Annotated in this window: 17 protein-coding genes; 10 read left to right on the top strand and 7 right to left on the bottom strand. The window is 61.7% G+C overall.

Annotated elements, in window-relative coordinates; translation table 11 throughout:
- The 3 genes from AC3WR3_RS08820 to AC3WR3_RS08830 all read left to right on the top strand — a co-directional run.
- On the top strand, positions 1–2,544 hold a 2,544-nt coding region (locus AC3WR3_RS08820), incomplete at its 5' end, for a type I secretion C-terminal target domain-containing protein (protein ID WP_492291663.1).
- Positions 2,545–2,631: 87 nt separating this feature from the next.
- Positions 2,632–3,189, top strand: coding sequence for a hypothetical protein (locus tag AC3WR3_RS08825; protein ID WP_492291664.1), 558 nt, complete (start codon positions 2,632–2,634; stop codon positions 3,187–3,189).
- A 56-nt stretch (positions 3,190–3,245) separates the two neighbouring features.
- Positions 3,246–3,947, top strand: coding sequence for an SIMPL domain-containing protein (locus tag AC3WR3_RS08830; protein WP_139439489.1), 702 nt, complete (start codon positions 3,246–3,248; stop codon positions 3,945–3,947).
- 220 nt (positions 3,948–4,167) lie between these two features.
- Here AC3WR3_RS08830 and AC3WR3_RS08835 read toward each other — a convergent pair whose 3' ends face one another.
- Positions 4,168–5,544, bottom strand: a complete 1,377-nt coding sequence (locus AC3WR3_RS08835) for an amino acid permease (RefSeq protein ID WP_492291665.1) — start codon at positions 5,542–5,544, stop codon at positions 4,168–4,170.
- Between the two features lie 359 nt (positions 5,545–5,903).
- On the opposite strand from AC3WR3_RS08835, the gene AC3WR3_RS08840 reads away from it, so the two are divergent.
- The gene (locus tag AC3WR3_RS08840; protein WP_492291808.1) at positions 5,904–6,194 is read left to right on the top strand and encodes a hypothetical protein; all 291 of its coding nucleotides are present in this window, start codon (positions 5,904–5,906) and stop codon (positions 6,192–6,194) included.
- 113 nt (positions 6,195–6,307) lie between these two features.
- Here AC3WR3_RS08840 and ppsR read toward each other — a convergent pair whose 3' ends face one another.
- The gene (ppsR, locus tag AC3WR3_RS08845; RefSeq protein ID WP_139439492.1) at positions 6,308–7,120 is read right to left on the bottom strand and encodes a posphoenolpyruvate synthetase regulatory kinase/phosphorylase PpsR; all 813 of its coding nucleotides are present in this window, start codon (positions 7,118–7,120) and stop codon (positions 6,308–6,310) included.
- A gap of 307 nt (positions 7,121–7,427) precedes the next feature.
- Here ppsR and ppsA point away from each other — a divergent pair, with 307 nt between their 5' ends.
- Complete coding sequence (gene ppsA / locus AC3WR3_RS08850; protein ID WP_492291666.1) at positions 7,428–9,800, top strand: phosphoenolpyruvate synthase; 2,373 nt, start codon at positions 7,428–7,430, stop codon at positions 9,798–9,800.
- 246 nt (positions 9,801–10,046) lie between these two features.
- Here the strand turns inward: ppsA and AC3WR3_RS08855 are convergent, their stop codons facing one another.
- Both AC3WR3_RS08855 and asp read right to left on the bottom strand, forming a co-directional pair.
- Positions 10,047–10,508 carry a serine protease chaperone gene (locus AC3WR3_RS08855; RefSeq protein ID WP_492291667.1) on the bottom strand — a complete coding sequence of 154 codons (462 nt, stop codon included), beginning with the start codon at positions 10,506–10,508 and terminating at the stop codon, positions 10,047–10,049.
- Positions 10,509–10,526: 18 nt separating this feature from the next.
- A complete protein-coding gene (gene asp, locus AC3WR3_RS08860; RefSeq protein WP_492291668.1) occupies positions 10,527–12,401 on the bottom strand; it encodes a serine protease Asp in 1,875 nt (624 codons plus the stop codon).
- A 301-nt stretch (positions 12,402–12,702) separates the two neighbouring features.
- Between asp and modF the strand changes: the two genes are divergently transcribed.
- Positions 12,703–14,166, top strand: coding sequence for a molybdate ABC transporter ATP-binding protein ModF (gene modF, locus AC3WR3_RS08865; RefSeq protein ID WP_492291669.1), 1,464 nt, complete (start codon positions 12,703–12,705; stop codon positions 14,164–14,166).
- 2 nt (positions 14,167–14,168) lie between these two features.
- Here the strand turns inward: modF and AC3WR3_RS08870 are convergent, their stop codons facing one another.
- A complete protein-coding gene (locus AC3WR3_RS08870) occupies positions 14,169–14,708 on the bottom strand; it encodes an isochorismatase family protein (protein ID WP_492291670.1) in 540 nt (179 codons plus the stop codon).
- Between the two features lie 85 nt (positions 14,709–14,793).
- Positions 14,794–15,180, bottom strand: a complete 387-nt coding sequence (locus tag AC3WR3_RS08875) for a VOC family protein (RefSeq protein WP_492291671.1) — start codon at positions 15,178–15,180, stop codon at positions 14,794–14,796.
- A gap of 342 nt (positions 15,181–15,522) precedes the next feature.
- Here AC3WR3_RS08875 and AC3WR3_RS08880 point away from each other — a divergent pair, with 342 nt between their 5' ends.
- On the top strand, positions 15,523–16,344 hold the full coding sequence (locus AC3WR3_RS08880; RefSeq protein ID WP_247626476.1) for a MetQ/NlpA family ABC transporter substrate-binding protein: 822 nt from the start codon (positions 15,523–15,525) through the stop codon (positions 16,342–16,344).
- 57 nt (positions 16,345–16,401) lie between these two features.
- Here AC3WR3_RS08880 and AC3WR3_RS08885 read toward each other — a convergent pair whose 3' ends face one another.
- Entirely contained in the window at positions 16,402–17,124 is a 723-nt protein-coding gene (locus AC3WR3_RS08885) for a phosphatase PAP2 family protein (RefSeq protein ID WP_139439501.1), read from the bottom strand.
- Between the two features lie 292 nt (positions 17,125–17,416).
- Here AC3WR3_RS08885 and AC3WR3_RS08890 point away from each other — a divergent pair, with 292 nt between their 5' ends.
- From AC3WR3_RS08890 to AC3WR3_RS08900, 3 genes are all read left to right on the top strand, one after another.
- Positions 17,417–18,538 carry a 4-phosphoerythronate dehydrogenase gene (locus AC3WR3_RS08890; RefSeq protein WP_492291672.1) on the top strand — a complete coding sequence of 374 codons (1,122 nt, stop codon included), beginning with the start codon at positions 17,417–17,419 and terminating at the stop codon, positions 18,536–18,538.
- 153 nt (positions 18,539–18,691) lie between these two features.
- Positions 18,692–19,708 carry an aspartate-semialdehyde dehydrogenase gene (locus AC3WR3_RS08895; RefSeq protein WP_139439503.1) on the top strand — a complete coding sequence of 339 codons (1,017 nt, stop codon included), beginning with the start codon at positions 18,692–18,694 and terminating at the stop codon, positions 19,706–19,708.
- 293 nt (positions 19,709–20,001) lie between these two features.
- Positions 20,002–22,089 carry a FimV/HubP family polar landmark protein gene (locus tag AC3WR3_RS08900; RefSeq protein WP_492291673.1) on the top strand — a complete coding sequence of 696 codons (2,088 nt, stop codon included), beginning with the start codon at positions 20,002–20,004 and terminating at the stop codon, positions 22,087–22,089.
- The last annotated feature ends 101 nt before the right edge of the window (positions 22,090–22,190 follow it).

Here is a 22,190-nt window from a genome sequence, read left to right on the forward strand (position 1 = left end):
ACCGCGACCATCACCGACGGCGATGGCGACACCGCCAAGGCCTCGGTCGACCTGGCGGGCCTGGTGGCCTTCGAGGATGACGGCCCGGACATTGTTGAAGCTTCACAGTCAGCCTCTTTGGCTAACTCGGATACGGGACATGTTGAGGGCACCTATACCGTTGATCTTGGTAGTGATGGTGCTGGCTATGGTGACTTAACGGGCAACATCTCTGGCTGGAATGGAACCACCACTACTTATGCGGCTAGTATGTTGACCTCAAATGGAGACACTATCTATTACTACGTGAATCCGGTTTCGCCGGGTGCCTTGTTTGCTTATACCAGCACTGTGCCAAGTGCATACACTGGTGGCAGCGGACAGGATCTGATCTTTACCATGACCCTGGATGCTACTGGCCACTATGTCATTGACATGGACGGTAAGGTTGATGGGGCAATAGAAGAGTTCTCTGCAACGTTCAACAAGAGTATCGGCGGCTATCAGAACTATCTGGTTATTACCGATACAGGTGGTATTTACAAGCCTGGTGATATTATCCCCAATGGGCAGAATGTCATCATGACGGTAGATTCACTGGAGGGGACTGTTAACTCAAGTACGCAAGGTCTGGCGACTGACAATCAGTGGATCGAGGGGGTGAATAAGATTTACTTTGATTTTTCAAACCCCGCATTAGAGGTTTCTTTCTCTGTTGAAAATAAATCGAATGCAGCCACAAATTTAGTGAGCTGGACTGTCTATGGTACTAACTCGAATGGTGATCAGGTAACTCAAAGCGGTAGCACACTCTTTACAAATCACATAGAGGCAACCATCCCCACTACGTTGACAAATATCACACGAGTGGAGTTGTCTGATGCTGGTGGTGATGGTTTCAGAGTTACTGGAGCGAATTTGCTCGAGCGTATTGAAGAAGACCCAGTGCTCACAGATTTCAATGTTGCCGTAGTTGATGGCGATGGTGACAAAGATACATCAATATTGCAGGTGACCTTTGAACCGGTCGTTGCTCCTGTCCTTATCGTTGGTAGTAATGTAGACGATGTCAGCGGCAGCTCAGTGCCATTTGTCGTGTCTGGTGACGCTGGCGAAATCGATGGAAAAGGTGGCAATGATGTCTTGATCGGGGATGCCGGAGGTTCGAACCAGTTACCTGGACAGAAGGCGAATATCGCTTTCGTGCTGGATAACTCCGGCAGCATGATCAGCAATACAATTCAGTTCACCAATGCTAATGGCGTCACATCCAGTATCACTCGCCTTGAAGCTATGAAGCAGGCAGTGATCAGTGCGATTAATGGGCTTTACAACTCGGGTGCGAGCGATATTCGAATTCATATTGATGCGTTCGCTACCCAAGTCAACAGCTCCGCTAGCTTCACTTTGACAACTAGCGGAGTTGATGACAATGCCCAACGCTTGGCTGCGATTGCTTTTGTCAACGCCATTACGGTGCCAAGTGCAGATGCAACAAACTATGAAGCGGGATTAATCGCAGCTAATAATTGGATTGAGTCGGTCGGCCCTAACGCTCCGATTGCAGCGGCGGATGTGAACAAGGTGATTTTTGTTTCTGATGGGGAGCCCAACCGGGCATACAATGCAAATGGCATAACGACAGTTGATAATGTCAGCAGTAATGTGGCAATGCAGCATGTGCTCGGGACATATAATCCTAGTGGCTCAAGCAATGATGATAATGTCAGTGAAGTAAATCGTATTGAGAATATAGGTTCATCAGCCGGACAGACTTTCACCATTGAGTCTGTTGGAATTCAGGTCGATGCAAATGCATTGACGCTACTTGGCCAAGTTGAGGGAACAGGAGGTAGTGCAACCAATGTCAACAATGCCAACCAGCTTAATACCGTTATTGGTCAGCTTACTGGCGGGGGGAGTGCAGCTGCTTCGGTAGGCAACGATCACCTGCAAGGTAGTGCTGGCAATGATGTGATCTTTGGTGACAGCATCTATGCCAATAATGCAGATGGTGGCTGGGCGGCATTTGTGGCTGCGCATCCTGGGCTTACATCAAATCAGTTGCTAGCAGAATTGGCAACCAACCATGCAACCTATGCTCAAGAAGGCTCAGTCGGTGGCGATGACATATTGGATGGTGGGGTTGGCAACGATATCCTCTATGGTCAAGGTGGCAATGATGTCCTGATCGGCGGTTTGGGTGCGGATACCCTGGAGGGAGGGAGTGGTAACGATACCTTCAAGTGGCAGGCGGGAGATGCCGGTGGTACCGACGTCATCAAGGACTTCACGACGGGGGTCAACGGAGATGTACTGGATCTGAGCGAACTGCTCAGTGGCGAGCATGCCAACGCAACCTCTCTGGATCAGTATCTGACCTTTGCCCCTGGTCCGGGAGTGAATAAATCGACCCTGACGATCGATCTGGATGGTTCGGCTGGGGGCACAACGACCCATACCATCTTCTTTGACAATGTGGATCTGACGGCCAATTCGACACGGACCGATTTGCAGATCATTCAGGACCTGTTGAACCAAGGCAATCTCAAGGTTGATCCATAATCAAAGCGTGGGGGCCGGGTCTGCCCGGCCCCTGTTATTTGATGAAGTGGACGGCTAAGATAGCGTCAGTATCAGGAGAGGGTCACCATGCAGTCATTCAACTGGGTCGACATCGATGGCATTCGCTATAGCTGGGATGGGCAGGACAGCATCGTCTGCTCTGGCCGCTTTGGCTATCAGGCCGCGATGACGGGTGACAAGCTCAATGGTCTGGAGCTGGAGAGTGAAGATGGCGATGTGGCGGGGTTGCTCAATGTGGACTTTGCCGCCTCCAGCATCAGCTTCACGCCGGCAGAGGATGCGCCCTTGCCTCACATGATGGTGCTGGTTGGCCATGAGTGGGGGCAGCAGGAGTATTCGTTGCAGAGCCTGAGCGACAGCTCCTTGCAGGGGCTGCTCAGCCATGGTGAAGAGCTTGACTGGAGTAGTCTGGCGGTGGTGACGGCTTCCGAGCCGAGCGTGCCATCGCAAGGTCACGTTCTGTCGTGGGATTCATTCCATTTCGAGGATGAGTCTCTGCTCGGAGCCGAGGTTCCGTCGTCCGTGATCGCGAGCCATGGCAATCCGCTTGGCGCAGAGATCAGCATCAACATCGACATGACCAATCAGGTGCTGGAGCAGATCCCCCCATTGCACGATATATGAATCCCAATCGACGACGTGCATAATGGCCTCCATCTAATCGATGGAGGTTTTTTTCTATGTGGCGTCCCCTTCTTACCCTGTCTGCGCTCGTTGTCAGTGCTCCGCTGCTTGCCATCGAGGTGCCCCAGGCTCCTCATCTGGTGGTCAGCGGCTACGCGGAGCAGAAGGCCGAGCCCGACATGCTGACGCTCAACGTCGCCGTGACCGCCCTGGAGAAACAGGGCCTCAAGGCCAAGCAGCAGGTAGATACCAAGGTTGCCGCCTTCTTTGGTCAACTGGAGAGCCTCGGCATCAAGCGCAGCGATGTGGAGGCCGGCAATCTGGTGATCTCCCCCGAGTACCAGTATCCGCAGAACAAGCAGCCCGAGATGGTGGGTTACCGTGCCCAGCGCCAGCTGGCGGTCAAACTTTACCAGCTCGACAAGCTGAGCCAGCTGATGGATACCGCCCTCAAGGCGGGTCTGGAGTCCGTCTCCCAGATTGAGTACGGCCTCAAGTCACCACAGATCATCAAGGATCAGGCCCGTCTTGGCGCTGTGGCAGATGCCACCAGCAAGGCGGAATCCCTGGCCAAGGCCTTTGGCATGAAGCTTGGCAAGGTGTACAGCGTCGAGTATCGCAACAGCTCCCCCATTCCTGTGTATAGCCGTGCCATGAAGGCGGCCGCCGCGCCTGCCGCCGACATGGTGGAGAACAGCTACCAACAGCAGCAGATCAGCATCACGGACAACGTGGAAGCCGTCTTCCTGCTGGAATGATGGACCGTTCAACCGGCCCTGATCTCTCCAAACCCGAGGCTTCTGCCTCGGGTTTGTCGTTATAGGGTCTGTGCATGGGCGCTGAGTGAAGGTGCACAAGGGGCGCATCTTATCTGGGCAGGCCAGGGGAGTGATGGACGGCTTCGCCCATGCCAGGGGAGCTGGCGCATAAAAAAATGCCGGTCACTGACCGGCATTTTCGTAAGAGGATCGGGGAGGCTTAGCCCAGATTGGTGGCCACTCGACCCTGGCGCTTCTGCTTGAACAGATAGCCCATACCCAGCACCAGTACCCAGGCCGGGATCAGCTCGACCGAGATGCGGGTGCCGTCGTTCATGTACATGATCACCAGGATGGCGGCCATGAAGGCGAGGCAGAGGTAGTTGCCAAAGGGGCTCCAGAGCGCCTTGAACTTGGGTTCAACCCCCTCGGCTGCCTTGACCTTGCGGAACTTGAGGTGCGCCAGGCTGATCATGGCCCAGTTGATGACCAGGGCGGAGACCACCAGGGACATCAAGAGGCCGAAGGCCTTGCCCGGGATCAGGTAGTTGATCAGCACGCATAGCAGGGTGGCGGCCGCCGAGATGGAGATGGCCATCAGGGGCACACCGCTCTTGTTGGTCTTGAGCAGGGCCTTGGGGCCGTTGCCCTGTTTGGCCAGGCCGAACAGCATGCGGCTGTTGCAGTAGACGCAGCTGTTATAGACGGAGAGGGCCGCAGTCAGCACCACCAGGTTGAGCACGTTGGCCACCAGGTTGCTGTCGAGAGCATGGAAGATCATCACGAACGGACTGCCGCCTTCCACCACCTTGCCCCAGGGATAGAGGGAGAGCAGCACGGCCAGGGCGCCGATATAGAAGATGAGGATGCGGTAGATCACCTGGTTGGTGGCCTTGGGAATGCTCTTCTCGGGGTTGTCGGCTTCCGCCGCCGTGATGCCGACCAGCTCCAGACCGCCGAAGGAGAACATGATGAAGGCCATGGCCATCACCAGGCCGCCCACCCCGTTGGGGAAGAAGCCGCCCTGGGCCCAGAGGTTGCTGACGGAGGCATCGGGGCCGCCGGTGCCGGAGAACAGCAGGTAACCGCCGAAGCCAATCATGCCGAGGATGGCCACGACCTTGATGATGGCGAACCAGAACTCCATCTCGCCGAACGCCTTGACGTTGGAGAGGTTGATGGCGTTGATCAGCACGAAGAAGAAGGCCGCCGACATCCAGGTCGGGATCTCGGGCCACCAGTACTGCACGTAGATGCCGACAGCCGTCAGCTCCGCCATGCTCACCAGCACATAGAGTACCCAGTAGTTCCAGCCGGAGGCGAAACCGGCAAAGTCACCCCAGTACTTGTAGGCAAAGTGACTGAACGAGCCGGCTACCGGCTCTTCCACCACCATCTCGCCGAGCTGGCGCATGATGAGGAAGGCGATGAAGCCGCCGATGGCGTAGCCAAGCAGCACCGAGGGGCCTGCCATCTTGATGGTGTCGGCAATGCCGAGGAACAGGCCGGTACCTATGGCACCGCCCAGTGCGATGAGCTGGATGTGGCGGTTTTTCAGGCCGCGCTTGAGCTCTTCGCCGTCTTGTTGAAGATCCATTCTTCCTTCCTTACGTCGCTGAATTCACTCGTCTCGCGCCTCGTCTGCCATGGCACCTCCTGTGCCAGGCGCGGCATCTTGTGCCGAAAACGTGACGAAATCCGTATTAATATCGTTACGGTTTGCCGCGCACTGTTTTTTATGGCGGCTACCAACCCGAGCAGAATAGTGATAATCGACCGCTTGTGCACCTGTTTTCCTCATCAATGGTTTGCTTTGTGGCCAATGTTCAGGTTTTTCATGATCTGGAAAGGGTTTTTGGAAGTGATTGATGGTTTTGTGCGCGGTTGATTTTTATGCTATTGACATGGCGGTGGTTTGATGTGCTAGTAGCCTTTTTTCAAGAAAGGACTCATATGATCGAAAGTATTGTCGGTGGCTTGCTGCTCGCCGCGCTCTGGCTGGGAGTCTGGCTCTCCCCCATGTTGTTGACCATGGCAGCGGCCTGCTTGATGGTCTGGGGATGGCAGGGGGCAGATTATCTGGTGAACAACATCGCCATGGTGCTGACGCTCGCCGCCGGACTTGGCCTGCTACCCGCCTGCTGGTTGAGCGAGCGGGTGCGCAAACGCCACGGCTTGCTGCGTTTTCATGGCATCTTGATGAACAACCGGGAACTCAACAAGCCAGGCACCCACCCTCGCCCCTGAACCTCATGACGCCGGTGGATCCGCCGGCGTCATTTCTCCCACTCTTGCTGTCTCATTATCTTGCCACTCGGCAATCTGTCTGATAGTGCTTGATATGGCTATTTTCATGCCGGCTAGCAGAGTTGGCGGCGCAGGCCGGTTGCCTCCAGGATCTTGGCGCTGATCTCCTCCACCGAGTGGGAGCTGGTGTCGAGGAAGCGGATCGCCTCCTGGCGGAACAGCCGCTCCACGCTTGCCAGCTCCTGTTCGCACTGCTCGAGAGAGGAGTAGCGACTGTTGGCGCGGCGCTGGTTGCGGATCTCGTGCAGCCGTTGGGGGGCTATGGTGAGACCGAACAGCTTGTGGCGGTTGGCCTTGAGCGGGGCGGGCAGCTCCAGCGAGCCCATGTCCTGCTCGATGAAGGGGTAGTTGGCGGCACGGATGCCAAATTGCAGCGCCAGATAGAGGCTGGTTGGCGTCTTGCCGCAGCGGGAGACCCCGATGAGGATGATGTCCGCCTCGTCATACTCCTTGGTGGTGATGCCGTCGTCATTGCTGAGAGCGAAGTTGACCGCCTCGATGCGATCGTCGTACAGCTTGCGGTTCTCCATGCCGTGGGTGCGGTGGAGCCTGGGCTCGGCCTTGATCCCGAGCTCCTGCTCGAGGGGGCTCACGAAGGTGTTGAGAAAATCGTGGCTGCTGGCCTGGGCCTTGAGCACCTCTTCCCGTACCAGGGGGTCGACTATGGTGTGAAACAGTATGGGGCGCACCCCGGTCTGGCGAAACTGTTCATCGATGCGGGCCCGCACCTGGCGCGCCTTTTCCTGGGTCTCCACGAAGGGGATGGTGACCTGTTCGAAGATCAGCGGAAACTGGCTCAGCACGGCGTGGCCGAACACCTCGGCGGTGATGGCAGTGCCGTCGGATACATAGAATACGGTGTGCACAGCGGACTCCTGTGGTGTGCTCCTGGGGGGTTGCGAGCATTCAGTATCTCTCGAAACCATATCTCTTTTGTCAACAGGTCTGCCATTCCCAAGTTGTGAACTCGCTTGCAAACCTGAGTCGTTACCTTTTTGTGTCGCCATTGTAGAATGTCTGTGTCAGACGGCCATCCCCAAATCTTGCTCGGGGATTTTTTTGATAATCAGTAGAAAACGTTTTCATGGTCGTTGGCAACACACACATACAAAAACACATGATTTGGCACAGCAGGTGCTCGGCACCCTGGCCCACCAACCTGGAGACATGCAAATGCAACAGTACGTACTCTGGTACGAACAGCTCGGAATGCAGGACGTTGAGCGCGTTGGCGGCAAGAATGCATCCCTTGGCGAGATGATCAGCAACCTCTCAGGTGCCGGCGTGTCCGTGCCGGGCGGCTTTGCGACCACCGCCTTTGCGTTTAACGAGTTTCTGGAGTTAAGCGGCCTCAATGGCAAGATCCACGACCTGCTCGACAGCCTGGATGTGGACGACATTGCCGCCCTCAACCGGGCCGGTCAGCAGATCCGTGACTGGGTGGTGGATGCCCCCTTCCAGCCTGCGCTGGAGCAGGCGGTGCGTGCCGCCTACGACAAGCTGAGCGCCGGGATCGAGGCCTCCTTCGCGGTGCGATCCTCCGCCACCGCCGAAGACATGCCGGACGCCTCCTTCGCGGGTCAGCAGGAGACCTTCCTCAACGTGCGCGGCATAGACTCTGTCATGACCGCCATCAAGCATGTGTTTGCCTCCCTCTTCAACGATCGCGCCATCTCCTACCGGGTACATCAGGGGTACGATCACAAGGGCGTGGCCCTCTCCGCCGGGGTGCAGCGCATGGTGCGCTCGGATCTCGCCGCCTCCGGCGTCATGTTCACCCTGGATACCGAATCCGGCTTCAACGACGTGGTCTTCATCACCGGCGCCCAGGGCCTGGGGGAGATGGTGGTGCAGGGGGCCGTCAACCCGGACGAGTTCTATGTGCACAAACCGACCCTGAAATCCGGTCGCCCCGCCGTGGTGCGCAAGACGCTCGGTTCGAAACTTATCAAGATGACCTACTCCGAGGACGCCGGTCACGGCCGCCAGGTGAAGATCGTCGACACCGTGGATACCGAGCGCAACCGCTTCTGCATCACGGACGAGGAAGTGATGGCGCTGGCGAAGCAGGCCCTCATCATCGAGCAACACTACGGTCGCCCGATGGACATCGAGTGGGCCAAGGATGGTCAGGATGGCAAGCTCTACATAGTCCAGGCGCGTCCGGAAACCGTGCGCAGTCGCCAGGAGGCGAACACCCTGGAGCGCTTTGCCCTCAAGCAATCCGGCAAGGTGCTGATCGAGGGGCGCGCCATCGGCCACAAGATAGGGGCGGGCCCGGCGCGGGTCATCAGCTCCATCAGCCAGATGGACGAGGTGCAACCCGGCGACGTGCTGGTCACCGACATGACGGATCCGGACTGGGAGCCCATCATGAAGCGGGCCTCCGCCATCGTCACCAACCGGGGTGGCCGCACCTGCCACGCCGCCATCATAGCCCGTGAGCTCGGCATCCCGGCCGTGGTCGGCTGTGGCGATGCCACCGACCGCATCGAGGCGGGTCAGCTCATCACCGTCTCCTGCGCGGAAGGGGACACCGGCTTCATCTACGACGGCGAGCTCGACTTCGACGTGGCGGTGACCGAGGTGGGCAACATGCCGCGCCTGCCCATCAAAGTCATGATGAACGTCGGCAACCCGGACAGGGCCTTCGACTTCGCCCAGTTGCCGAACGCCGGCGTGGGTCTGGCGCGCCTCGAGTTCATCATCAACCGCATGATAGGGGTGCACCCCAAGGCGCTGCTGGAGTTCGACAAGCAGACGCCCGAGCTGCAAGCCACCATCACCAGGATGATCGCGGGCTACGAGAGCCCCCGCGAGTTCTACGTCGCCAAGCTGACGGAAGGGATCGCCACCCTGGCCGCCGCCTTCTGGCCGGAGCGGGTCATAGTGCGGATGTCGGACTTCAAGTCCAACGAATACGCCAACCTGGTGGGGGGCCGTGGTTACGAGCCTCATGAAGAGAACCCCATGATCGGCTTCCGTGGCGCCTCCCGCTACATCGCTGACAGCTTCCGCCCCTGCTTCGCGCTGGAGTGCGAGGCGATGAAGCGGGTGCGCGACGTCATGGGCCTGACCAACGTCGAGGTGATGATCCCCTTCGTGCGTACCGTGGGCGAGGCGGAGCAGGTGGTGGAGATCCTGGCGGAGAACGGCCTGCGCCGTGGCGAGCGGGGGCTGAAAGTCATCATGATGTGCGAGCTCCCCTCCAACGCCCTGCTGGCGGACAAGTTCCTCGAGCACTTCGACGGCTTCTCCATCGGCTCCAATGACATGACCCAGTTGACCCTGGGGCTGGATCGGGACTCGGGCCTCATCGCCCACCTGTTCGATGAGCGCAACGAGGCGGTCAAGGCGCTGCTGGCCATGGCCATCGCGGCCGCCCGCAAGGCGGGCAAGTACGTCGGCATCTGCGGCCAGGGGCCGTCGGATCACCCGGACTTCGCCGCCTGGCTGGTCGAGCAGGGCATAGACTCCGTGTCGCTGAACCCCGATACCGTGGTCGACACCTGGCTCTATCTGGCCGAGCAGAATAAGGCAAGCTGAGCCAGCACAGGCAGCTCACTACCATAATCCATGACGGCACCTTCTCGGTGCCGTTTTTTATTACCAGCAAGGGGCTGCGTCGATGATTCGTATGTGCAAGGTGAATTGGATCTCGTCTCTCGCACTCTCTATGGGGGGTCATCGCCGGGTGGGGATTGGAGGATGAGGTTGCTGCGGCGTCGTGGCTAAAGACGAGGGGGCCCATGGCCCCCTCGATGAGATGACAGCTTCAGAGCGAGGCGCGCGTCACCTGGGCTGCTGCTCGGCGCCGGCCAGCTCGATCTGCACCTTCACACCTTCCTGCTTGAGTCGGGCGCTGACGGCGTTCAGATCGGTGCCTGGCTTGGCCTCCAGCAGGGCGATGCCGCCACTGCTCTGCTTGAAGCTCAGACCGTGGCGCGTGGCCAGTGCCCTGGCTTGAGGCTCGTCGGCCTCGATCAGCAGGGTACCGCTGACGGTGAGCTCGGGGCTGGCGACCCCCTGCAGCAAGACGTCACCGCTGCGCAGGCCAGGTTGTGCCGTCTTGCCATCCAGGCTGCGGGCGACGCGCTTCTTGCTGCCGTTGTCCGGCGTGAGGTAGGTCTGACCGTTCACCTCTATGGTGCTGTACTGCTTGCCCTCGATGACCACCGACTCTTCGGCCGTGGCCTGAGCGGAAACCGAGGCCAGCAGGCTTGCCAGGGCAAGGCTGAGTAAGCTGTGTTTCATGTTGTGACTCCTGTGGAATTAGAGGGAGGTTGCTTCATGGCCGATCACCCGCAGGGACCAGTTGAGCAGTTGACCCGGCTGGCTGTTGTTGCGCTCGGTCAGGGTCGTGCGGACATTGGTGCTGCGATTGAGCAGCGAGACCTGACGGGTGCCGCTGGCGACGTCGGTCACCGCCAGTTGCCACTCGCCCTCGGCGGATTCCCCGTAGAACTTGTGGGAGAGCATGCGCATGTCGCGCAGCCCCTTGGTACGCACATAACCCAGCTGCTGCCGGTCGAGGGATTGACCCACCAGGCTGTTGTTGGGGTTGAGCAGCACGCTGCGGGTGCCGGAGGGGGAGACCAGCTCGATCAGCAGATCGGGCAGCCGCTGGTGATCCAGACTGATCTGCACCTGCACCGCTTCCACGGTCAGCGGCTGACTGACCCGGGTGCTGGAGGTGGTCGGGCTGCTGCCCAGATCCGGGATGGCGCCCTGGGCGCCTTGCACAGTGACCTTCTGCCAGGGCAGCTGTACCAGCGGCGGCAAGGGATTGTGGGTGGCGGCGCTCGCCAGGGCCTTGTTCACATCGATGAGGCCAAAGCCGTAGGTCGGGTTGAACCAGACCCCGGCGGCGTTGCGCTCCCAGCCTTCCAGCCCGGTCACCCGGCGTTGCTGACCATTGGCGGCTGTGTAGCTCAGTGTGACCGCTGCCTGGTTGGCATCGATGCGGGTGGCATTGCGCGCCAGCAGATCCCGCAGATCCCGTACCGACAAGTCCGGATAGGCCGACATCAGCAGTGCCATGGCGCCAGCTGTGTTCGGGGTGGCCGATGAGGTGCCGTTCATGGTGCCGTTGTAGTCGCAGCTGGCATCCAGCGCCGGGTTGCCGTGCAGTCGGTTGGTGCTCTGACGATCGGTGCGGTTGTAACCCAGGTCGCAGCCGGGCAGATCCGTGGTCACCATGGCCGGTGAGGCGGTGCCGTACTCGCCGCCCGGGGCCGTCAGGAAGACGTTGCTGCCGACGCTGGAGTAGGAGGAGCGCACGCCGTCCGCGTTGCTTGCACTGACCACCAGGTTCCAGAAGTTGCTGTTGGAAGGATCTATGTTGCTGTTTTCAAACGGCAGTCTGAGTTCGCCGCCGGTGCGGTTGAGCACATAGTTGCCGGCGGCAATGCGGCTGAAGCCGTTGCCCGCGGCCTTGATGTAAGCAGCCCCTTGCGCCTTCAGGGTCATCTGCTCGAACAGGCGATCCAGTTGCACCTGGTTGAGCCCGCCGGCCCCCTGGGGATCGACCAGGCTCATGCCGTAGCTCTGGTTGAAGACGCGGTTGTCGCGGCTGGCCTGGCTGTTGCCGAGGGCATAGAGCCAGTCTTGCTGCAACTGCTGGCTATTGTCGTCGAGCAGGTTGAAGCCTTGCAGCTGGGCACGGGGGGCCACGCCCCGAGTGCCGATGGCGTTGTCGACCGCCGCTATGATGCCGGAGACAGAGGTACCGTGGGCACTGTCCGGATCGGTCGGCGTCGGGTCGTCGCTGCCTGTCACCACGTTCTTCGAACCGGGGCGGACGTTGTCGGCGAGATCCGGGTGGGCGATGGCCAGGCCGTCGTCCACGACGGCCACATTGATCCCCTGGCCGAGCACCTCTGTGCGGTGGGCCCACCAGAGGTTGAGATCATTGCCCGCCACGCCGCCACGGGCACTGAAGGCATGCTGGCCACTGTTGAGCAGGTGCCACTGCTGGTCTTGCAAGGGGTTGATGCCGGGCAGACAGCGCTGTGCGCTGGTGCGGCCGGTATCCATGTCGACTTCTCTGCCGGTGAGGGGGGCACAACTCTCTGCAGCCTGCGCCGAGACCACAGGCAGGGCCGAGAGCAGGGCCGTGATTGCCAATGCTAACGATGTTTTTCTCATTGATAAACTCCATCTTAAGGGCGCACCGTCCGAGGTGCGACGGGCATCTATACATGAGAAAAGACGATTCAAAAGGCTCTCGTTCCGGAGTTGAGAGGGGGCTCAAAGAAATCTCATTTGAGCCCATATGGGGGTATCAATGGGGCAGATTACGTGTTTAATTGAGAGTTATTCGCATTCAACGCTAATGATCTTTTTGTTGATAGAAGGGCCTGTTGTGAAGCGCCCTCACCCCAGTCATGGCTGCCGCTGGTCGCTATCCCTGTTAAGGTAAGGGCAAAACAGCACTCAGGACGGATCCATGACTCTTTTGCAGTGGCAATCGGCCAGCTTGGCTCTTCACGGCGACCAGACCCTCTTCATCCCCGACCTCAAGCTGGCGCCTCAGGCGTGCTGGGCCTTCGTCGGCAGCAACGGCAGCGGCAAGACGGCGCTGGCCTCTGCCCTGTGCGGCGAGCTGGCCGTCCGTGCAGGGGAGGTAACTGGCCGGGTGAGGGCCGAGCGCCTCTCCTTCGAGTCGCAGCAGCGGCTGGGGGAGCTGGACTGGCAGCGGCGCAACACCGACATGCTGGGGGAAGAGGAGGAGGCAGGCTATCGGGTGTCTACCCTGATGCTGGAGGAGGGGGGCGAGGAGGCCCAGGCCCGCTCGCTGCTGGCGCGCTTCGGCATCGAGTCCCTGTGGGATCGTCCCTACCGCCATCTCTCGAGCGGGGAGGGGCGCAAGCTGCTGCTGGCCCGCGCCCTGCTGGGGCGGCCCGAACTGCTGGTGCTGGACGAGCCCTTCGATGGGCTGGATCAGGGCTCTCGCCAGGAGCTGATGAGGCTGCTGGCAGAGCTGGTCGGGGAGGGACAGCGGTTGGTGGTGATCGTCAACCGCTTCGACGAGATCCCCCCCTTTGCCACCCACCTCGGCCTGCTCGGGGAGCTCAGCCTGCTGCTGGCGGGGGAGCGTGACGCCGTGCTCGGCAGCCGGGAGGTGGCCCAGCTGGCACGGGCCGAAATCGCCTCACCCCGCTTACCGCCACCGCTGACGGCACCCGCACCCTTGCCCCCCGGCCCCCGGGTACAGATGCGCGCCTTGCGCGTCGCCTACGGGGAGCAGGTCATCATCGACGGGCTCGACTGGACCATAGAGGAGGGAGAGCACTGGCAACTGGTGGGGCCCAACGGTGCCGGCAAGTCGACCCTGCTCGCCCTGATCACAGGGGATCATCCGCAGGGGTACAGCAATGATCTGCGCCTGTTCGGAGTGCGCCGGGGCAGTGGCGAGAGCATCTGGGAGATCAAGCGCCACATCGGCCTGGTGAGCCCGGCCCTGCACCTGGACTATCGCGTCAATTGTTCGGTGCAGGCGGTGGTCCTCTCCGGCTTTTATGACTCCATCGGCCTCTATACCCACCCGGGGGATCGCCAGCTGGCGCTCGCCAACCAGTGGCTGCTCCAGCTGGGGCTAAAGGAGCAGGGGGCGCAGCCCTTTCACTCCCTCTCCTTCGGCCAGCAGCGCCTGGTGCTCATCGCCCGGGCCCTGGTCAAGCATCCGCCGCTGCTCATTCTGGACGAGCCCCTGCAGGGGCTGGATCCCTTGAACCGCCACCTGGTGCGGGAGATGGTGGTGCGCCTCATAGGGGAAGGCACCCAGTTGCTGTTCGTCTCCCACCACCCCGAGGATGCGCCCCCCGGCCTCAGCCACCGGCTGAGCTTCGTGCCAGACGGCGTGGAGGGGTATCGCTATCTACAGGAGAAGCTGGATGAGGGGTCTGCATAGGCCTATTTGACGAGCACCAGGACCTCCCGAAACGCCGGATGGTGGTAATCCCCCATCAGCTGGTAGAGGCACATCTCCACCGAGGTGAGGGATGCGCCCCGGGTCGCCAGCTGGCCGATGGCGAGCTCCCGGTTGGCGGCGGTGCGGGACGACACCGCATCCACCACCAGAGAGACCCGGGCGCCGCTCGCCAGAAGCCCCAGCACGCTCTGGTAGACGCAGATATGGGCCTCGATGCCGCACACCAGCCAGTGGCCGACCCCGGTTCCGGCGAGGGCATCGGCGACCGTCGGCTCCCCCAGGGCGCCGAAGCTGAACTTGGCCAGCACAAGGGCACCTGCCTGCAGCGGCTGCAACTCGGGCACTGTGGCCCCGAGCTTGTCCGGGTTCTGCTCCAGCCAGACAACCGGCAGCCCCAGCGCCTTGGCTCCCTGCACCAGCCGGGCCGTGTTGGCGATGAGCGAGTCGCTCCCCTCTACCAGGCGGGCCAGCTTGCCCTGGATATCGACCACCAGCAGGCCTGTGTCGCGGCTTTCAAGCATGATTTTCTCCTTTGTTTGTGGCGAGCCTCCCGGTCCCGAGCTCAACGACGCCGGGCTCTTGCTGACAAAGCTGCACGGCGCCCCTTCACGCGCTCGTCATGCCAGGGGGGTCAAGGTAGGCCAGGGCCTCTATGTTGTTGCCGTCCGGATCGAGCAGGAAGGCGGCGTAGTAATTGGGGGCATAGTGGGGGCGCAGCCCCGGCTGCCCGTTGCAGGCAAAGCCGGCCCTGACGCCAGCCTGGTGAAACTCATCCACCTGCGCCGCGCTGCTTGCCGCGAAGGCGAGATGGCAGGGGGCACCCTGCTGGCCCCGCTCTATCAGGAAGCCCACCTTGTCGTGACCAAACCGGCCAAAACCTGCGGCGTCTTTGTCTGCCCATTTGAGTGTTATCAAGAGGGGGGCCAGCACGGTTTCATAGAAGCGTCGGCAGTCGTCGACGCGCACCACCTTGATTTCAACATGATCGAACACGGTTACTCCTTGTGCTGTCTGGGGGCTGAGCAGGCTCTCGGCACCCTTATGGGATCCCGTGAAGATGGGTATCGAATGACCACAATAAGCCGGTTTTGCGTCAAGCGGGGAGAGGGCAAGCCGCATAACTGCGTGCTCCGTCAAAGATTTCTCATCCAGGGGGCGGATGGGCTTTGCCTCTATTTGGCCAACCTTGCCCGGTTTTGTTGCTTGGCGAAGGGGAAAAGCTCTGTTATGGTGTCCTTAATTAGCCGTTTGGATGGCTAGATGGTTGTGGTGTCGGACTTCATGATGACAACCGCGGCCCCACCATTTTGATGATCATTTCGACAGGGAGTTTCTATGCAGCGTCGTTCCTTCTTCACCCTCTCCGCCCTCGCGCTGCTCGCCAGCAGCCTGCCGCTGTCAGCCTTTGCCATCGATGAGGCGAAGAAAGAGATAGTGATAGGCACTACTGTCGGAGACTTCGCCGACATGGTGACCGACTCCATCAAGCCGCAGCTCGAAGCCAAGGGATACAAGGTCAAACTGGTGGAGTTCACCGACTACGTGACCCCCAACATCGCCCTGGCGGACGGGTCCCTGGACGTCAACTGCTTCCAGCACAAACCCTATCTGGAGAGCTTCTCCAAAGACAGGGGCCTCTCCCTGGCACCCATCACCCAGGTACCGACCGGTCCCATGGGGCTCTACGCCGGCAAGCTGGGGGACCTCAAGGCCCTGAAAGAGGGCAGCACTGTCGCCATTCCCAACGACCCCACCAACCAGGCGCGGGCCCTGCTGATGCTGCAGGACCTGGGCTGGCTCACCCTCAAAGAGGGGATCAACCCCCTCAAGGCGAGCGAATTCGATGTGGTGAAGAACCCCCACGACATCAAGCTGGTGTTGCTGGAGGCGGCGCAACTGCCCCGCTCCCGTGAAGACGTGGACTTCTCCGTCATCAACGGTAACTTCGCCGCCTCGAGCGGGATCCCGTTCAGCACGGGTCTCTTCCTCGAGCGCAGCTACGACTTCATCAACTGGGTGGTGGTCAAAGGAGCCGATGCGGACAAGCCGTTCGCCAAGGATGTGGCGGCGGCCTACAACTCCCCCGAGTTTAAGGCCTATGCCGCCAAGCGCTTCGTCGGCTACAAGTACCCTCAGGGCTGGCAGAGCCAGGGCTGAGAGCAGCACCTGCAACGAAAAACGGGCACCCTGGTGCCCGTTTTTTCATCTGGGAGATCAGTAGCGGTGCAGCCACCAGCGGGCGGCGACGAGAGCGGTGAGGCTGCCAAGCAGGGCGCTCGCCAGCACGTCCAGGGGCCAGTGCATGCCGATCAGGGTGCGCGACAGGCCGATGCCGATGGCCCAGAGCGGCAGCAGCCAGACCCCGGCGGGGGCCCGGGCCAGCCAGATCAGCCCGAAGAACTGGGCCAGGCTCATGGCGGCGATGCTGTGGCCGGAGGGGAAGGCGTAGTTCACCTCCGTCTGCCAGTGGTGGCCGAGCCAGGCGGGCAGCGCCAGCAACTGGGTCGCGGCGTGGACCTGTTCGCTGCGAAGCGCACTGCTGCCGGCATAGAACTGGCGGATGGCGGGGATAAGCTCCTGGCTCTCCAGCCAGAGCAGATAGGGCCTTGGCTCCTCGGTCAGCTGCTTGATGAGGCTCTTGATGATCCAGTCGCTCGCGAGCGCGGCAAAGAGGGCGCCCGCAAGGGCCAGCAGGGCGGTGTGGCCGAGCGTCAGCTTGTGTCGGGTCAGCAGCAGCAAGGCGGCGATGGTGATGGCAAGGCCGGGCAGGTCCACCATGCGGGTGAGGGCATAGGGCCACCAGAGCCAGTCCGATTGCAGGGCACCCGTCATGAAGGGCTGCCAGGGCAGGCAGACCAGCAGCAGTAGCGGCAGCAGCAGTATGGCGTTGAAACCAAGCACCCGGCGGCGTGGCAACGAAGAGGCATGAGTCGGCATGAGAGGGCTCGTAACAGGTGCACATGACAGGGTGGATGACAAAGAGGCGCCATTGTGCCAGCCCGTCCCCCCTGGTCAAGCCAGGGGGCGCGAGGGCAACATGTTGTTACATATGAGTGCGACGCTCCATCTGTGGATGCCCGGGAACCCGCTTCGACGCCCTGGTTCCCTGTCACCTTAAGAGAGCGGCGCACTCTTTGCCCACGATAGCCCGAGAACAAGTCTCTGAAAATTCGGCCCGCTTGGGCTAGAATGGCGCGCCTGTGGCCGGTTGTGGATGAGAAGAGAGCCGATGAAGATCGTCGTTGATGAAAATATGCCCCATGCCTGCGAGCTGTTTGCCGAGTTTGGCGAGGTCGTCCCCCTGCCCGGACGGCAGATAGGGGCGGCGGATCTGCAGGATGCCGACGTGCTGCTGGTGCGCTCGGTGACCCGGGTCGATGCCGGGCTGCTCGCCAGCTGCCCGCGGCTGGCTTTCGTCGGCACCGCCACCATAGGCACGGATCACATCGACACCGCTCTCCTGGCCGAGCGGGGCATCCCCTTCTTCAGCGCCCCCGGCTGCAACAAGTATTCGGTGGGCGACTATGTGCTCTCGGCCCTGCTGGTGCTGGCGGAGCGCCATGAGCTCAGCCTCGATCGGATGAGCCTCGCCGTCATCGGTGCCGGCAACACGGGGGAGTGCGTGGCGGGCAAGGCAGAAGCGCTCGGCATGAAGGTGCTGCGCTGCGATCCGCCGCGGGCACGCACTGAGGGCGGTGCGGGTTTTGTCGATTATCAGACGGCCCTTGGGGCCGATATCGTCAGCTTCCATGTGCCCCTGACCCGCAAGGGACTGGAGCCGACCTTCCACCTGCTGGGGGAGCGCGAGATAGCCGCGCTGCCCGGGGGCCAGTTCCTTATCAATGCCTCCCGGGGAGAGGTGTGGGACAACCAGGCCTTGCTGGCGCGCCAGCAGAGCCAGGCGCCGCTCAAGCTGGTGATGGACGTGTGGGAAGGGGAGCCTGAGCCACTGCGTGCCCTGGTGCCTTACACCGAGATAGCCACTCCGCACATCGCCGGCTACAGTCTGGAGGGCAAGGCCCGCGGCACCTGGATGCTCTATCAGGCGCTCTGCCAGCAGTTGGGGCGCACGGCGCGCCAAGATCTGCAATCCCTGCTGCCCGCCCCCGAGGTGCGCGAGCTGACGCCGGGTCAGCCCGCCGATCAGGGGTTGATCAAGCAGCTGGTCCACCTCATCTATGACGTGCGCCGGGACGATGCCCGCTTTCGCAACCGGATCGGGTTGCCCGGCAGCTTCGATGGGCAGCGCAAGGACTACCCGGAGCGGCGCGAGCTCTCCTCCTTGCAGGTCAGCGGCCCCTTCGCCTGCGACAGGCTGGCCCGGCTGGGCTTTGCCATCTCGCAACAATAAACCGGAATTCATGCGGGGGCTCCGATCACCGGATCGGGGCCCTCCGTCTCGGCCCGCACCCTGCTGGCCGACCATCAGACAGATCACGCCTGCCGCCCCTGATGCCGACCCGGTCGGCCTCATCGGCGGGCAATATCACAGGAGAGAACATCAGTGAGTCAACAATTCAACGTAGCTGTACTGGGCGCGAGCGGCGCCGTGGGTCAGGCCATGATCGAGATCCTGGAGGAGCGCGCCTTCCCGGTCGCCACCCTCTATCCCCTGGCCTCCAGCCGCAGCGCCGGCGACACAGTGCGCTTTGGCGGCAAGAACATCGAGATCAAGGATGTCGAGGAGTTTGACTGGAGCCAGGTGCAGATCGCCCTCTTCTCCGCCGGCGCCGAGGTCTCTGCCAAGTGGGCCCCCATCGCGGCCGAGCAGGGCTGTATCGTCATCGACAACACCTCCTGCTTCCGTTACGACGAAGACATCCCCCTGGTGATCCCGGAAGTGAACCCGGATGCCCTGGCGGATTTTCGCAACCGCAACATCATCGCCAACCCCAACTGCTCCACCATACAGATGCTGGTTGCCCTCAAGCCCCTGCAGGACGAGGTGGGCATAGCCCGCATCAACGTGGCGACCTACCAGTCCGTCTCCGGCTCCGGCAAGGAAGGGGTGAGCGAGCTGGCGGGCCAGACCGCCCATCTGCTCAACGGCCGTCCGGTGGAGCCGACCATCTATCCGCAGCAGATCGCCTTCAACCTGATCCCGCAGATCGACAGCTTCACCGACAACGGTTACACCCGTGAAGAGATGAAGATGGTGTGGGAGACCCAGAAGATCCTGGGGGATGCCAGCATAGCCGTGAACCCCACCTGCGTGCGGGTGCCGGTGTTCTATGGTCACGCCGAGGCGGTCCACGTCGAGCTGCACCAGCCGCTGGACGCCGAGCAGGTCAAGGAGCTGCTGCGCAATGCCCCCGGCGTCACCCTGTTTGACGACGATGCCGACTACCCGACCCCGGTGCGCGACGCCACCGGCAAGGACGAGGTGCTGGTTGGCCGGGTGCGCCAGGATATTTCTCATCCGAGCGGTATCAATATGTGGATCGTGGCCGATAACGTTCGTAAGGGCGCGGCGACCAACAGCGTGCAGATTGCCGAGCTGCTGGTGCGCGACTACCTCTGAGGCCGTTTTGCGGTCTGCGGCGGGGAGGGAGCCCCGCCCGAGGAGATGAGCCAGGGTCCCGGGATGTGACCGGGGGCGCACTCTCCGGTTTTAAGAATGTCGCGTGATATCAGTGAGCTAGGTTTTTTTCTACACTCGGGTTCGCGTCTGGGGCCGTTCTCTGGCGGCATGGGGACGCGAAATATGTCGGATCGCTGGCTTGAGACCAGCGGCTGATTTATATTGAGCCGATTGTTTTGGGGTAACTATCCAGATTTTTCAATGTGATAGGGCCATCATACGAAGGAACGAATATGGGACATTCCCGCATAACGCTGGCAACGCTACTCGCATTGGGTCTTCTGGGCACGGCTCAGGCCGATGAGGCGGGGCGAGAGCCTTTCTTTGTCGAGCTCAAGGGCCCGGACGGTGCCGCGCCTCCTGTCGTTCAGCCTCAGGCCCAGCCCGTGGCACCGGCCCAGCCGGCTCCCAGGGCCCAGCCCATAGTGCGTCAGGCGCCCAGCGCCGCCGCCGGCAGCTATGGCCCTGTCCGTTCCACCGATACCCTCTGGAGCCTGGCGAGCAAGCATCGCCCCTCCAGCCGGGTGACCGTCTACCAGACCATGGTGGCGATCTATGACAAGAATCCCAAGAGTTTTGCCGACGGCAACATCAACCACATCCTGGTAGGATCCCGCATTCTGCTGCCAAGCGCCGCCGAGGCGGGCCGCATCACGGACGCCGAGGCCCGTCGCCGTTTCAACAGCGACAACGCCAGCTGGAAGGGGCTGAGCCCCAAATACCTGGCCGAGAAGCAGACCCATCCGGTGGCGACCAAGCCGGCGACCAGCGCGCCGGTCAAGGCCGTGGCCAAGGCGGCCCCCCTCCCGACCGCCCCCAAGGTGAGCGCGCCCCAGGCGGCGACCGAGGTGACGGCGATCGCCAAGGCTGCCGCTCCGGCGGTGAGTGCCGCCGCGCCAACCGCAGCCCCGGCCCCCTTGCCGGTCAGTGCCGCCGCCGTGGTGGGCAAGCCCTCCACCGAGATGGCGCTGGCGCTGGAAGATGCCAACGCCCAGCTCGGTCAGGTCACCGAGATGAACCACAGGCTCAAGCTGCGCCTGCAGTCCCTGACCGAAGAGGTGGAGACCCTCAAGGCCCAGCTGCAGGATCAGACCGCGCTGCAAAAAGAGGTGGCGGAGCTCAAGGCCAAGCCGGTGCCGCCCGTGGTGGCCCCCGCACCCAAGCAGAACTGGGTGATGGAGCTGCTCGCCTCGCCGCTCAACCTCGCCATGATCATTCTGCTGCCCGTGCTGCTGGTGCTGGCCCTGGTGACGCTCTGGCTGCGGGCCCGCGCTCGCCGCGAGCTGGAAGAGCAGGAGAAGAGCCTGTCGGAGTCCACCTCCATGGTGATGGGGGAGGAGAGCAGCGAATTTGACCAGCTGATGACGGTCGGCATCGCCGATGACGAGCCCATGCACGCCATGCCGGATCTTGGGCCGGGTGACAATGGCCGTCAGGAGGGTGCCAAGGCCTCGACTGACGTCGTCTTCAGCGATGATGAGATGGCCCTGTCCGCCTTCGATGTGGAGCCTGCGGTGACGACGGCCAACCGGGATCCGGATCTGGTGCCCGAACTCGACCTGGCCCACGAGGGTGACTTCAGTCTGCCCTTGGCCCCCGAGCTGGATCTCTCCGGCGAGTCCGAGGCCAAGGCCAAGGCCCGGGCCGACGACGAGCTCATGAGCGAGGAGGAGCTGCAAGCGGCCCTGTTCGCCGAGCTGGATGCCGATCTCGAGGCCGATCTCAGCCAGGCGCAGGAGCAGAGCAGAAGCCAGCGCGATGGGGCGCTTGCCAACTTCGATCTCAGCGATCTCGAGACCGACTTCCACGAGCCTGCCACCGACACCGCTGCCCGAGGCGACGACGCCTATGGCAAGGATGATATCGATGACATGCTGGCCGAGCTCGGGCTGGAACCCACCAAGCCGGCGGCGCCGGCCTGGGATCCCAACGAGCTGGCCCTGGCGGACTTCGAGGATGCCTTCACCGAGGTGGAGCCCCATCAGGGCGATCTGAAGCCCCGTGAGCAGGCGCAGGCGAACGACTACGTGGAGATAGACAAGCTCCTGGCCGAGGCCAACGCCAGCAGCACTGAGCAGGAGCCCTACCAGGGCTTCTCCCTGGACGTGGGACTGGATGGCTTCCCCGAGGTGTTGCCCCAGTCCACCGGGTTCGATGTGGATGCCGATGACGGCGGCGTGGGGGCCAAGCTGGATCTGGCCCGGGCCTACCTCGAGATCGACGACAAGGAGAGCGCCCGCGAGCTGCTGCAAGAGGCGGCTGCCCAGGGCAGCGAGCACCAGCGCAGCGAAGCCGAGAAGCTGCTCAGGCGCCTGGGGTGATCCCCTTTGCCGGTGATGAACACAGAGGGCAGCCCGCGGGCTGCCCTCTTTCATGCCGGTCGCCGGCACGGGATGCCGGCCCGAACTGGGACTTTTGGGCC

This window comes from Aeromonas sp. EU05-FHT14A05, from assembly GCF_058791175.1.